A 12,689-nucleotide genomic window follows, 5' to 3' on the forward strand; every position below is an offset into this window, starting at 1 on the left:
TCCTCAGCGCTTTACCAGCGCCAGAAAGGCACCCGCCACCACCGCCGCAGCGCCACCGATGAGGTACCACATGGTTTCATCGGTGAAGCGGCCGGTGAGCGTCTCGGAGATCTGATCGCCGACCGACTCAGACGACTGCCATCCGAAAAACAGCAGCAGTACGCCGACCACTAACAACACCACGCCCATGATTTTTGCTGTGCCCATTCTCTTTCCTCCGTTTGGAATGCGGTAAACACCTGAAACCATAGACCGGTTTCACTGTGGAAGAAAGGGCAAGCCTAGACCGCAATGGGCCAGAGTGGCTCCGGCTCGGTGGGGCCGTCCGGATCTTCCGGTTCCCACTGCCGCCCCAGATACCCCAGTATCGCCTCCTTGAGCTCACTGCCCTGGCCCAGCCCCTGATTGCCGAACAGGCGGTTGAATTCCAGTACGTAGGGATAGCCGCCAACGAGCGCAATATCAAAGCCGGCGTGATCCACGCCCAGCTCCCGTGCCAACCTTAACGCCAGCTCCGTCGCTACCAGCGGCACCGGACTGGTATCAATACGCCCGCCCCGGGCCACGTTGTTGTAAAAACCCTGATCCGCCTGGGTGCGCCAATAGGCGGTGACCACCTGATCACCGACGACCACAACCCGCACATCCCGATCGATGGGCAGATACTCCTGGGCATACAGCACCGGCGTATCCTCGCAGTAACGACGCCAGTCATCCCGGGTTTCGATCAGCCAGACTCCCTCGCCCATACTGGCCTTCGGCAACTTGGCCACGAACGGGTGGGTCATGGTGTTCCAGATCAGATCACGCTCCTGCGGACCGTTCGCCTCGATCACCGTCCAGGGGGTGTGCTCCGGTGCGACCGTCTGGAACGCCCGTGTCATCTCTACCTTATCGTGGCCAATGCGGTAGCTGGCAACACTCGGAAATACCCGACACTTCAGGCCATGAACCAGGGCATTCAGCTGCCAGTATTCCGGAAACAGAACCCAGTCTGCGTCACGCAGCAGTTCTTTGTGGCGAAGGAATTGATCGGGTTTGAGGACGGTGGTGTTTGGGAAGCCCAGCGTCCGGAAGATATCGAAGGAAACAAGGTGCATGATGCAGCGGCACTCAGGGTGGAATTGAGCGCATTTTATACAGCGGCTGGTGGTTGGCAAGTTGTTTTTTGGGTCTGGCTTTGGGTAGGACTGGGTGAGCTGGGAGAACGGGGTAGGCCCCCTCTACCCCGATCACCCCCCCAACCCGCAGTCCCAAAACAGAAACCCCAAAAAATCACCGAGCCGGACGCTTCTTGGTGCCCTGCTGCGCCACGGCAGTCAGAGGGTCCTCCGGCCAGGGATGTTTGGGATAGCGGCCACGGGTATCTTTGCGAACCTCCGGATAGACGTTACGCCAGAAGCTGGCCAGATCGGCGGTGACGGCCAGTGGTCGCTGTGCTGGTGACAGCAGGTGGATCACCACCGGTACCCGTCCGCCGGCCACTCTCGGGGTCTCGGTCCAGCCGAACAGGGCCTGGAGCTTGGCGGCCAGCACCGGGCCGTTGTCGGCGGTGTAATCCAGGCGTACCGACTGTCCGGTCGGGATAGCAAGTGCGACCGGTGCGAGGGTCTGAAGCTGTTGCTGTTGCGGGTAATCCAGCAGACTGTTGAGGGCAGACATCAGCTCCATCCGGCGCAGGTCCGACCAGCGCCCCATTCCCGCCATGAACGGTCCGAGCCATTGCTCCAGGCTGGCCAGTAACGCTGGTTCAGAGGTGTCGGGCCAGCCGTCTTCCGGGCAGGTGTGCGCCAGCAGCTGCACGCGGGCGCACCACTGGCGGCTGCTCTCGGTCCAGGGCAGACTCTCCAGCCCTTTCTTGCGGATGGCGTTCAACAGGCCCCGCTGGACCAGTTCGGGCGCCACCTGGGCCAGCGCTCTTTCCTGCAGCACCAGCTCGCCCAGTTTTCGGACCTTGCGGGCTACCACGGTGCCGCGGGCGTCATCCCAGTGAGCCTCTTCCGTGTCGCGGATGTGGCTGGCCAGATCCTGTTCCAGATCCGCCAGATCCAACGGGGCCGCCAGGTAGATGGTCGCCTCCCGCGCCTTGCCATCCAGCTCGGCTGCGACCAGCCAGTCGTGCCGTGCCAGTGAATCCCCGTCACGCAAGGCCGCGCCTTTCCCGTTGCTGAGCTGATAGCGCGGCGCATCGCCGGAGCGCCGGCGGGCGATGCGATCGGGGTAAGCCAGCGCCAGTAGCCGGCCGATTTCGGTTTCTGTTGGCGTTTGCGGGCCGCCGCTCGATTGAACGGCCAGACGCCGCGCCGCCTGGCCCACCGCCTGCAGACGGGCCGGATCGATTGAACGGTGGCCGCGCTCGCCGTGGAGCACGCGAATGCGCTCGTGCATATCGGCGTCGGAACCGGGGCCCAGCAGGTCGCGCTCACCCAGCAAGGCGGCGAGTTCGGCGGCCAGCACCCCGTACCCGAGGGATCGCCCGTGCAACACCATGTGGGCGAGGCGGGGGTGAATGCCCAGTTCGCGGGCGGCTTTGCCATGATCGGTGATGGCCCCGTCCGCATCCAGCATGTCCAGCCACTGCAACAGGGCCACCGCCTGCTGCCAGTGAGCCCGCGGGGGTTCATCGATCCACGCCACGCCGGTGGCGTCACGGGCCCCCCACTGGGCCAGCTCAAGCACCAGCGGTGCGAGATCCGCCTCGAGAATCTCCGGAGCGGTGTAATCCGCCAGCCCGAACTGCTCCGATTCACGCCACAACCGGTAACACACGCCGGGCTCGATCCGGCCTGCCCGACCTTTGCGCTGCTCCGCTGAGGCTTTCGACACCCGGCCGGTCACCAACCGGGTCATGCCGCTGTTGGCATCAAACACGGCACGGCGCTGCTGGCCGCTGTCGATCACCACCCGCACACCTTCAATGGTCAGACTGGTTTCGGCAATGGCGGTGGCCAGCACCACTTTGCGTTGGCCACCGGTCGCCGGTGTAATGGCGCGGTCCTGCTCCGCAGACTTCAGGTTGCCGTACAACGGGGCGATCACTACCTCGGGCGGCAACCGATCCCGCAGCTGTTGCTCCACCCGGCGGATCTCCCCGGCACCCGGCAGGAACACCAGCAAAGAACCGGACTGCTCCTGCAGCGCCTCGTGAACCACCGCAACCACCTGATCCACCACCCGGCCCTGGCGGGGCAGCGGCCGGTACAGCACCTCGACCGGGAACGCACGCCCCGCACTGCTGAGCACCGGCACATCACCAAGAATGTTTGCAATGGGGGCGGTATCCAGCGTCGCGGACATCACCAGCACCCGCAGATCCTCCCGCAACGCCTGCTGGGATTCCCGCACCAGGGCAAGGCCGAGATCCGCCTGCAGGGAGCGCTCGTGGAACTCGTCAAAGATCACCGCGGCGTAGTCTTCCAGCATCGGATCGCTCTGGATCAGCCGCGTCAGAATGCCCTCGGTCACCACTTCAATGCGGGTCTGCGCCGATACCCTGGTGTCCAACCGGGTGCGATAGCCCACGGTCTGCCCGGGTTTTTCTCCCAGCTGACCGGCCATGAAGCGGGCTGCCGACCGCGCCGCCAGGCGCCTCGGCTCCAGCATCAGGATCTTGCGATCACCGCGCCAGGGGGCATCCAGCAGGGCCAGTGGCACACGGGTGGTTTTACCGGCACCGGGGGGAGCCTGGAGCAGCACCGTGGTGGTTTCGGCCAGAGTGGCGGTGAGCTTTGGAAGGATGTTGTTGATGGGGAGCATGTTTTTTGTTTGGTCAGGACTGCGTTGGTTGGGGGAGGGTATTCCGGTTGTCGCGTCAACTTACCATGGTTGAACTTGGGTTTGTCTGAGAGAAACGGTTTTTGGAGTTTGAGCTGTTTGTCGGATTACGGTTTTGCCTTATCCGACCTATTCCGAAGCAGGCACAAAAAACACAAACACCAGCCCGAACGCCAACGCCGCCACTCCGATCCCGAATGCGCTGACCAGCGTACCCCCCGCATCCAGCCACTGCTTGGTCAGCCATGGACCCACCATCTGGGTGAAGCCATATAGCGCCACCATGGCTGCCGACAAACGGGGCCCCTGATGGGGATGCAGGGCGCGACCAATGCGCTGGGTCAGCAGTACAGTGCCGAGGAAAGTGCTCCCCACCAGGGCGGCGCACAGAATCAGGCCGATCTCGCTGGGCAGCACCACCGCCGCCAGCACACCGGCCAGCTGGATGATGAAATTCAGCTTCAGCGCCGGCAGGTCGCCCAGTCTGGCGCCAAGCCGGTTCCAGAGCCAGGGCGCGGGAATGGTCACCAGAGCAACAATGAGCCAGGTGCCGTTCAGTAGCCAGTGCCCGGATGGCAGCTGTAGTTTCGCCAGCAGCGGCAAAAAGGTCATGGGCAGGATGTATCCGAGGCCGGCGCCGGCGTAGGACAGAAACAGCGGGATACTGGCGCGATCCAGCAACGGCGTGGTGGTTTTGACCGGCTTGCCGCTGGCGGCGCCCTCGCGCACCGGCAGCTCCAGTGCCATCAGGCGCGCAGCGCCCCACCACGCCAAAGGCACGGACAGGAGGGCCACCGGCCACCACCGCCCGGCTCCTTGAAGCCAGTCATTGCTGCCGGTCACCACACCGCTGGAGAGCAACAGCCCCAGACCTACGCCGATGTACACCAGCCCGCTCATGGCTGCCCGGTTACGCAGAACCAGCCACTCCAGAATCAGGGCCGGCGCCTGCACAAACACGATGCCGTTGGCGACGCCGTTCAGCCAACGGGTGGCGGATATGACGGTGAGGTGATCGGTCTGGGTCAGGATCAGGGTGGTGGCAACGTGCACCGCCAGCGACACCGGCAACAGGGTGCGTATCTGGTCGACACGATGCCAGCGGATGGCCAGCAGTGCCCCCATCAGGTAACCCAGGTAGTTCCAGGTGGCGACCGCTGCGCCCTCACCGGCGCCAAACTGACCATCATCCACCAAATGGGGTAACAGCGGGGTATAAACGAACCGGCCGAGGCCGTGCACCACCAGCAACACCATCGCCCCGGCAGCAAGCACGGAGAAGAGTTCGCGGGGAGATGGGGCAGTCTGCGGCAACGTGGTCATAACGGGCAACCCTGAGGAAAACAGGGGCGCAGTTTAAGCCAATGGCAGGATGATGTCAGCGAGACCTTGGGCGGGGGCGGTTCAGCCCGCCCGCGGGTGACTGGCTTTCGACCACTCGTAGATGCGCTCGAACGCTTCCGCCAGGGCTTCTGGATCATGGGGCGGCTGGAGCACCGCGATCATGTCACCGTCCGGATTCAGCAACGCGAAATGGCCGCTGTGGTCCACCAGCAGCTCGCCGTCCACCTGGCGGTGAACGAACACCGCATTCAGGCTTTTGGCCACCTCGCGCAGGGTGTCGATATCACCGGTCAGGCCGTGGAAGTTCTCGCCGAAAAAATCCGTGTAATTGCGGAGCTGTTCGGGCGTGTCGTTGTCCGGATCGGCGGTGATCAGCAGATAGTCCGGCTGGGGCAGTTCCTCCGACAGCAGGTTATCCGTTTGCCGCAGGTTGGCCATGGCCGCCGGGCAGATGTCCGGGCAATTGGTGTAGCCGATAAAGGCGAAGGTCCAGCGCCCTTTGAGGTTTTCGCGGGTGACGGTATCGCCCTGTTCGTTCAGCAGCTCGAACTCCGGCAGCGGGCGCCCGATATCGTACACGTAAGTGTTCAATTCGGTCAGTTCCGGCGCCGGCACAGGTTCCTGTTCGCCAACACTGAATACCTGCCGCCCGACCACCAGCCCGAATACCAGCATCACGACCAGCAGCAGAATAATCAGGGTCAGGCGAATCGAGCCGTTCATGCAATCTCTCTCGGTCGTTGGGTCAGAAGAACACGAAGTGGTCTACCAGCAGCACCACAAACAGGGCCATCAGGTAAGTAATCGAGTACTTGAAAGTATTGAGCGCCACCCGGCGGTCATCGCCTCTCAGCAGGCGGATGGAGTACTGCAGGAAACGCAGCCCCAGAGCCAGTGCACCCACCAGGTAAATGCCCCCGGACATGCCGGTGACGAACGGCAGCACGCTCACGGCCAGCAGCATGAAGGTGTACAGAACAATGTGCAGCTCGGTGTACTTGTTGCCGTGGGTCACCGGCAGCATGGGAATGCCGGCCTTGGCGTATTCCTCTTTGCGATGAATTGCCAGCGCCCAGAAATGGGGCGGCGTCCAGGCGAAGATGATGAGTACCAGCAACAGGGCATGGCCATCCACCTGACCGGTTACCGCGGTCCAGCCCAGCAGGGGCGGCATGGCACCGGCGAGGCCGCCGATAACAATGTTCTGCGGTGTCGCACGCTTGAGAAAGAGGGTATAGACGCCGGCGTATCCAACCAGCGATGCCAGCGTAAGCCAGGCCGTCAGCGCATTGACCTGCCACACCAGCACGGCCATGCCGGACGCCGCCAGCAAGGTGGCGAACACCATAGCGTCCAGCGGGCTGATCTTGCCGGTGGCCACCGGTCGTTTGCGGGTGCGGGCCATCACTGTGTCAATTTTCTGGTCAACCACGTGGTTCACCACCGCCGCCGCCCCGGCGAGCAAGGCGATGCCCAGGTTACCGTACAGCAGCACCTGCCAACCGGGGACGCCGGGCGCCGCCAGCAGCATGCCAATCACCGAGGTCAGGATCATCAGGGCCACAACGCGTGGCTTGGTCAGTTCCAGGAAGTCCCGCCATGAAATGGTGGTGTCTGTATTACTGGCAGCGCTCTGGGCCGGCAGTGTTTCCGCATGCTCGCTCATGCCGTCACCTCTCGGTTGATTGTTGTTGTGTTCTGGCGGTTTACCGCATGGGTTTGCGGTTGTTCTCTCAGTCGCCACAGCAGGTTGATCACTGTCAGCAGCAAACCGGCGCCCATGGCGTTGTGAGCCACCGCAATAGAGAGTGGTATATGGAAGGCCACGTTAGCAAGCCCCAAAGCAATCTGTGCGACCAGAACGATGGCCACCAACTGCACGTGCCACCCCAGGGGACTGCCGCGGAAGCGACGCCACATCAGCGCCAGCAGCACAGTGAAATAGCCAAGGACCAGCACCGCACCGACCCGGTGAGTAACGTGAATGGCAACCCGGCCATCGGCGGTCAGCTGGCCACCCAGATAGTTGGGGCCCACGTGCTGGGCAACATCGAAACCGTGTTGGAAATCCATGTCCGCGGGCCACCACTCACCCTGGCAGGTGGGCAACTCCGGGCACGCGACCGCAGCGTAGTTGGCGGCGGTCCATGCACCGAGCGCAATTTGCATCACCACCAGCGCCAGGCCGCCGAACAGCCACGGCCGGAAGCGGCCGGCGGGGCGGCGGCCCCGGTCCGGTTCAGGGGTGTCCTTCTGCCGGCCACGCAGGCGCAGAGTCAACAGGGTGAGCATGCTGATGGTGGTGAAGCCACCCAACAGATGGAGCGCAACCACCTGTGGCCAGAGCTTCAGGGTGACCGTCCACATGCCAAACGCGCCCTGAAGCACGATGAACCCGGCAATGAACACGGGCAGTTTGACCGGCAGATCCTCGCGGCGATGACGAACGGCGTAAGCCGCCAGCCCGAACACCACCAGGCCAAGAATACCGGCGGCATAACGGTGAATCATTTCCGGCCAGCCCTTTTCCACTTCCACCGGTGTGTCCGGGAAGCGGGCGTTGGCAATGGCAATGCTTTCCGCACTCTGGGGCACGGACAGGAAGCCGTAACAGCCGGGCCAGTCCGGACAGCCGAGACCGGCATCCACCAGTCGTGTCCACGCGCCCAACATGATCACCACAGATGCCAGCAGGGTGGCAAACAGCGACCAGCGCCCGAGAACACGGGCACGGTGGGAAAGAGAAGCCTGAGGCTGGTTCAAAGTCCACTTCCTCCACACATCAGATTAGCCAATCTGGGACAGTTTCATCAGATGCTTCAGATCCTTGAGCAGCGCCTTGCCGGAGTGCTCATTGCCATAATGCATCATCACGTTGCCGAAAGGATCGATCAGCAGGATCCGCGGCTCCTGCTGCGGCCGAATGCCCGCTGGCCAGGCCTGGGCTTCTCCGCCGCGCAGCTGCAGACGTTCCATGGCGCTGTACTCATCGCCCCACCGGGTTTCAAGTGACGACGGCACCGAGCCAAGCCAGGCTGCGCGGGTTATGCGATCGGCATGCTTACCGAGGGCAATATTGACCTGACGGGCGAGATACAACAGATTTTCGCATGGCTCGGTGCAATCTCCGGCGACCACCAGCATCATCCACTCGGCGTCGGCATGTTCAGGACCGAAACGATCGGCCAGGAGCTCGCCTTCAGAGGTCTGCAGGTGGAATTCGGTCACCGGGACCGGCGGCAGAACCAGCTCGCCGTTGTTGGTGTGGCCGGCCGGGTTGAGCCAGCCGGTGTAATACATGATGGTGGCAAACACCATCGGGCCGAAACCGATCAGAAACAGCAGCAAGGCTGTTCTGCGGCCACGGCGGACCTGTTCGGGAGTGGGGCCTTCACTGTGGTGCCCGGAAGTCCCTTTAGCCATTGTCGTTGTCATTATTGGCTCCTGTTTTTCGGTAACTCGCTACCACGGTCAATATAACCAGTGCGGCGGCCAGTGAAAACCACTGAAATGCATATCCGTAGTGGGTCTGCGGGCCCATCAGGTCCGGCGCCCAGTCTGCCCGGTAGGCCCCGGGCTGGTCGCGGTCCGACAGCCGGACCACCGCATTGGCCAGTTCCGTCTCCTGTTGCGCTGCCAGTGCCGGCGGCAGAGTCTGTACCCGGCGCGGCCAGCCCTCTGTCCGGGCCTCGTTGCTGGCCAGCACCGGCGGCTCGGGAAAGGCGGCGACACGACCGGCGATGCTCACCGTGCCCGCCGGCGAGCTGATCGCAGGCAGTTCGCTGCGGGTGCGCGGCGCCTGTATCCAGCCACGGTTCACCACCACCGGGCGACCCTCCGTCGGGTAAAACACGGTCAGTACCTCGTAGCCGGGGATGCCATCACGGGTGCGATTATCCAACAGCCAGGTCCTGTCGCTGTAGCGACCCTGAAGGCTCACCGGGCGCCCGTCACTCAGACCCCGGGATTCCTGCTGGAGCCAGCTCAGGTTGTTGGCCTGTTGCTGCCACTGCTGCAATTGCTGCTGTTTGTCTTCCGCCCGCCCCAGTTGCCAGACACCGAGACTGATCAGCAACGGCAGAAACAACCCGGCAAACAGGAGCAGGCGCCAGTCGAACTGCCAGTGCCGGCGCTCAGACAAACCCTGAACCTGATTGCTCTGCTATAGTGACCTGACAATAAACACCATCAGACACGGAAACTCCCATGCTGAAAGCCGTTGTAATCCTACTCATGCTGGCTGTCGTCTTCAGTCTGTTCAGCGGGCTGTTCTTCTTGATCAAGGACGGCGGCAAAACCAACCGGGTGGTGAACTCACTGACGGTGCGGGTAGCGCTGAGTGTGGTGCTGTTGCTGGTAATCCTGATCTCCCTCTGGCAAGGGGGCCTGGTGCTGAACCCGACCCCCTGACGCCCGGTCAGATGACGTAAACGAACACGAACAGACCCAGCCAGACCACGTCCACAAAATGCCAGTACCAGGCCGCGGCTTCGAATCCGAAATGCTTTTCGGCCGTGAAATGACCCTTGTTGATGCGGATCAGCATGATCGCCAGCATCAGTGTGCCCAGCATGACATGGGCACCGTGGAAACCGGTCAGCATGAAGAAGGTGCTGCCATAGATGCCCGATTGCAGGGTCAGGTCCAGATCGCGGTAGGCGTGCAGGTACTCGTAGCCTTGTACGAACATGAACACCACCGCGAGGCCGATGGTCATCGCCAGCCAGAGCTTCAGTTTCTGGCGATTATCCTCTTTGATCGCATGGTGAGCCACGGTCACGGTGAAGGACGAGGTCACCAGCAAAATGGTGTTGATCAGCGGCAGACCCCAGGGCCCGATCACTTCTTTCGGGCCCGGATAGGCGCCCGGATCCGGGTTGCTGATCAGTGGCCAGGTGGCCTGGAAACCTTCCCACAGCATGTTGCTGCTGCCTCTGTCGCCTTCGCCACCGAGCCACGGCACTGCAAACACCCGGGCATAGAAGAGGGCGCCGAAGAAGGCGGCAAAGAACATCACTTCCGAGAAAATGAACCAGCTCATGCCCCAACGAAAAGAGCGATCCATCTGCGGGCTGTAGAGGCCCGCGCGACTTTCCTTGATCACGTGTCCGAACCAGCCGAACAGCATATAGGCCATGATCACCGAACCGACCAGGAACATGATCCAGGATCCGGTGGTCGACTCGCCCTGTTTGCCATTCACCATGATGGCGGCAACCCCGTACAGGGTCACACCCAGGCCAACCGTTGCAATGATCGGCCATTTGCTTTGTTCGGGAACGTAATAGGTCTGGTTATCCGCCATGTCAGTCTCCGATGGCTTATCCGTTATCGTTTGTTGTTTTCCTGACCCGGGAATTGTCGGATACGGCCGGCGCGACGTCCTGGTCATACAGCGTGTATGACAGGGTCAGCTTGGTGATGTGCTCCGGCAGGTCCTTATCCACGATAAAGATCAGTGGCATCTCGACGCTTTCACCAGCCTCCAGTGGCTGCTGGTTGAAGCAGAAGCATTCGGTCTTGTGAAAGTACAGGGTGCCCTCTGACGGTGACAGGCTGGGTACCGCCTGACCGACCATGGCCCGGTCCGTCGGGTTCTGGGCAAAATAATTGATGGTCACCGGCTCGCCCGGGTGCACTTCGATGCTGCGAGTCACCGGCCGGAACGTCCAGGGCATGTCGGGACCGTTCTGGGCCAGGAACTGCACCCTGACCGTGCGGTTTTCATCCCGCTCGACGGCTACGGTGGATTCGTAACGCCCACCGGTTTTGCCGTTGATCCCGGTAATTTCACAAAACACGTCGTACAGCGGCACCATGGCGAACCCGAAGGCAAACATGCCCAGCACGCCGGCCATACACCAACCAACCACCCGCACATTGGTGCGGCGTGGCTGTTGCGGGGTCTGATTTGCGTCGGTCATGGCCTGGTGCTCCGGTTATTTGACCACGGGCGGCGTCGAGAAGGTGTGGTAAGGCGCCGGTGAAGGCACCGTCCACTCCAGCCCTTCGGCGCCGTCCCAGGGCTTGGCAGAGGCTTTCTCGCCACCTTTCACGCACTTCACCACGATCAGCAGGAACAACAGCTGCGACGCGCCGAACATGAACGCACCCACGCTGGACACCATGTTGAAGTCAGCGAATTGCAGTGCGTAGTCCGGAATCCGTCGCGGCATGCCGGCCAATCCGAGGAAGTGCATAGGGAAGAACGCCAGGTTCATGCCCACGAACGACAGCCAGAAATGGGTCTTGGCCAGGGTTTCGTCGTACATGTGCCCGGTCCACTTCGGCAGCCAGTAATAGGCCGAGGCGAAGATGCCAAAGATCGCACCCGGCACCAGCACATAGTGGAAGTGGGCCACCACAAAGTAGGTGTCGTGGTACTGGAAGTCCGCCGGTGCAATGGCCAGCATCAGGCCTGAGAAGCCACCGATGGTAAACAGGATCACGAAGGCCACCGAGAACAGCATCGGCGCTTCAAAGGTCAGCGAACCACGGAACATGGTGGCCACCCAGTTGAACACCTTCACCCCGGTGGGCACCGCGATCAACATAGTCGCATACATGAAGAACAGCTGGCCGGCGATCGGTATACCCACGGTGAACATGTGGTGCGCCCAGACCACGAACGACAGCAGGGCAATTGCACCGACGGCGTACACCATGGAGGCATAACCGAATAACGGTTTGCGGGAGAACGCCGGGATGATATGGGACACCGCGCCGAACGCCGGCAGGATCATGATGTAGACCTCCGGGTGACCGAAGAACCAGAACACGTGCTGGAACAGCACCGGATCACCGCCGCCCGAGGCATCGAAGAAGCTGGTGCCGAAGTTGATATCCATCAGCATCATGGTGACCACGCCCGCCAGTACCGGCATGACGGCAATCAGCAGGAACGCGGTGATCAGCCAGGTCCAAACGAACAGCGGCATCTTCATCAGGGTCATGCCCGGTGCCCGCATGTTGAGGATGGTAGCAATCACGTTGATCGCACCCATGATCGACGACACACCCATGATGTGTACCGCGAAAATGAAGAAGGTGGTACTTGGCGGCCCGTAGGTCGTCGACAGGGGCGCGTAGAAGGTCCAGCCGAAGTTCGGTGCACCGCCGGACATGAACAGCGTGGACACCAGGATCAGGAACGCACACGGCAGCAACCAGAAACTCCAGTTGTTCATCCGTGGCAGCGCCATGTCGGGTGCGCCGATCATCAGTGGCAGCATCCAGTTAGCCAGCCCCACAAAGGCCGGCATCACGGCACCGAACACCATGATCAGACCGTGCATGGTGGTCATCTGGTTGAAGAATTCCGGCTCGACAATCTGCAACCCGGGCTGGAACAGCTCCGCCCGGATGACCATGGCCATGGAGCCCCCGAGCAGGAACATGGCAAAGCTGAAGATCAGGTACATGGACCCGATGTCTTTATGGTTGGTCGTCAGCAACCACCGGCTGAAGCCTTTGGCCGGGCCGTGGTGATGATGATCCTGGGCGTGGGTATCTGCAACCGCACTCATGAAAAACCCCCGTTACCGCCTGTTATTCCGGCTGGTGATGTCGTT

General features: G+C 62.0%; 13 protein-coding genes. 1 reads left to right on the forward strand and 12 read right to left on the reverse strand.

From position 1 onward, the window contains the following. Window positions 1-3 precede the first annotated feature (3 nt). The 9 genes from R0125_RS11835 to R0125_RS11875 all read right to left on the reverse strand — a co-directional run bounded on the left by R0125_RS11835 (window position 4) and on the right by R0125_RS11875 (window position 9,259). Window positions 4-207 carry a DUF3185 family protein gene (locus tag R0125_RS11835; protein WP_248181765.1) on the reverse strand — a complete coding sequence of 68 codons (204 nt, stop codon included), beginning with the start codon at window positions 205-207 and terminating at the stop codon, window positions 4-6. A gap of 74 nt (window positions 208-281) precedes the next feature. Then, window positions 282-1,100: a hypothetical protein gene (locus R0125_RS11840; RefSeq protein WP_317238304.1), complete on the reverse strand. Its 819-nt coding sequence runs from the start codon at window positions 1,098-1,100 to the stop codon at window positions 282-284. Window positions 1,101-1,275: 175 nt separating this feature from the next. Beyond that, a complete protein-coding gene (gene hrpB, locus R0125_RS11845) occupies window positions 1,276-3,756 on the reverse strand; it encodes an ATP-dependent helicase HrpB (protein ID WP_317238305.1) in 2,481 nt (826 codons plus the stop codon). 147 nt (window positions 3,757-3,903) lie between these two features. After that, window positions 3,904-5,097: a YbfB/YjiJ family MFS transporter gene (locus R0125_RS11850; RefSeq protein WP_317238306.1), complete on the reverse strand. Its 1,194-nt coding sequence runs from the start codon at window positions 5,095-5,097 to the stop codon at window positions 3,904-3,906. A gap of 81 nt (window positions 5,098-5,178) precedes the next feature. Beyond that, a complete protein-coding gene (locus R0125_RS11855) occupies window positions 5,179-5,841 on the reverse strand; it encodes an SCO family protein (protein WP_317238307.1) in 663 nt (220 codons plus the stop codon). Between the two features lie 22 nt (window positions 5,842-5,863). Next, window positions 5,864-6,784, reverse strand: a complete 921-nt coding sequence (cyoE, locus tag R0125_RS11860; RefSeq protein ID WP_248181770.1) for a heme o synthase — start codon at window positions 6,782-6,784, stop codon at window positions 5,864-5,866. Beyond that, entirely contained in the window at window positions 6,781-7,881 is a 1,101-nt protein-coding gene (locus R0125_RS11865; protein WP_282448293.1) for a COX15/CtaA family protein, read from the reverse strand. The genes cyoE and R0125_RS11865 overlap by 4 nt, the downstream gene beginning before the upstream one ends. Window positions 7,882-7,905: 24 nt before the next feature. After that, complete coding sequence (locus tag R0125_RS11870; RefSeq protein ID WP_317238308.1) at window positions 7,906-8,553, reverse strand: hypothetical protein; 648 nt, start codon at window positions 8,551-8,553, stop codon at window positions 7,906-7,908. Continuing rightward, the gene (locus R0125_RS11875; RefSeq protein ID WP_248181772.1) at window positions 8,534-9,259 is read right to left on the reverse strand and encodes an SURF1 family protein; all 726 of its coding nucleotides are present in this window, start codon (window positions 9,257-9,259) and stop codon (window positions 8,534-8,536) included. The genes R0125_RS11870 and R0125_RS11875 overlap by 20 nt, the downstream gene beginning before the upstream one ends. 65 nt (window positions 9,260-9,324) lie before the next feature. Here R0125_RS11875 and R0125_RS11880 point away from each other — a divergent pair, with 65 nt between their 5' ends. Then, on the forward strand, window positions 9,325-9,528 hold the full coding sequence (locus tag R0125_RS11880) for a twin transmembrane helix small protein (protein ID WP_248181773.1): 204 nt from the start codon (window positions 9,325-9,327) through the stop codon (window positions 9,526-9,528). A gap of 7 nt (window positions 9,529-9,535) precedes the next feature. On the opposite strand, the gene R0125_RS11885 is transcribed toward R0125_RS11880, so the two are convergent. The 3 genes from R0125_RS11885 to ctaD are packed head-to-tail and all read right to left on the reverse strand — an operon-like array spanning window position 9,536 to window position 12,644. Then, window positions 9,536-10,423 (reverse strand): cytochrome c oxidase subunit 3, encoded by an 888-nt coding sequence (locus tag R0125_RS11885; protein ID WP_248181774.1) that lies wholly within the window; start codon window positions 10,421-10,423, stop codon window positions 9,536-9,538. Between the two features lie 16 nt (window positions 10,424-10,439). Beyond that, on the reverse strand, window positions 10,440-11,042 hold the full coding sequence (locus R0125_RS11890; RefSeq protein ID WP_248181775.1) for a cytochrome c oxidase assembly protein: 603 nt from the start codon (window positions 11,040-11,042) through the stop codon (window positions 10,440-10,442). Between the two features lie 15 nt (window positions 11,043-11,057). Next, window positions 11,058-12,644, reverse strand: coding sequence for a cytochrome c oxidase subunit I (ctaD, locus tag R0125_RS11895; protein ID WP_248181776.1), 1,587 nt, complete (start codon window positions 12,642-12,644; stop codon window positions 11,058-11,060). Window positions 12,645-12,689: the final 45 nt, after the last annotated feature.

It is taken from the genome of Marinobacter sp. M-5 (assembly GCF_032911545.1).
GTDB lineage: Bacteria > Pseudomonadota > Gammaproteobacteria > Pseudomonadales > Oleiphilaceae > Marinobacter > Marinobacter goseongensis.

Coding starts and splice junctions, on each gene's coding strand:
- R0125_RS11835 (WP_248181765.1), bottom strand. CDS start 207: ATGGGCACAGCAAAAATCATGGGCGTGGTGTTGTTAGTGGTCGGCGTA.
- R0125_RS11840 (WP_317238304.1), bottom strand. CDS start 1,100: ATGCACCTTGTTTCCTTCGATATCTTCCGGACGCTGGGCTTCCCAAAC.
- hrpB (WP_317238305.1), bottom strand. CDS start 3,756: ATGCTCCCCATCAACAACATCCTTCCAAAGCTCACCGCCACTCTGGCC.
- R0125_RS11850 (WP_317238306.1), bottom strand. CDS start 5,097: ATGACCACGTTGCCGCAGACTGCCCCATCTCCCCGCGAACTCTTCTCC.
- R0125_RS11855 (WP_317238307.1), bottom strand. CDS start 5,841: ATGAACGGCTCGATTCGCCTGACCCTGATTATTCTGCTGCTGGTCGTG.
- cyoE (WP_248181770.1), bottom strand. CDS start 6,784: ATGAGCGAGCATGCGGAAACACTGCCGGCCCAGAGCGCTGCCAGTAAT.
- R0125_RS11870 (WP_317238308.1), bottom strand. CDS start 8,553: ATGACAACGACAATGGCTAAAGGGACTTCCGGGCACCACAGTGAAGGC.
- R0125_RS11880 (WP_248181773.1), top strand. CDS start 9,325: ATGCTGAAAGCCGTTGTAATCCTACTCATGCTGGCTGTCGTCTTCAGT.
- R0125_RS11885 (WP_248181774.1), bottom strand. CDS start 10,423: ATGGCGGATAACCAGACCTATTACGTTCCCGAACAAAGCAAATGGCCG.
- R0125_RS11890 (WP_248181775.1), bottom strand. CDS start 11,042: ATGACCGACGCAAATCAGACCCCGCAACAGCCACGCCGCACCAATGTG.
- ctaD (WP_248181776.1), bottom strand. CDS start 12,644: ATGAGTGCGGTTGCAGATACCCACGCCCAGGATCATCATCACCACGGC.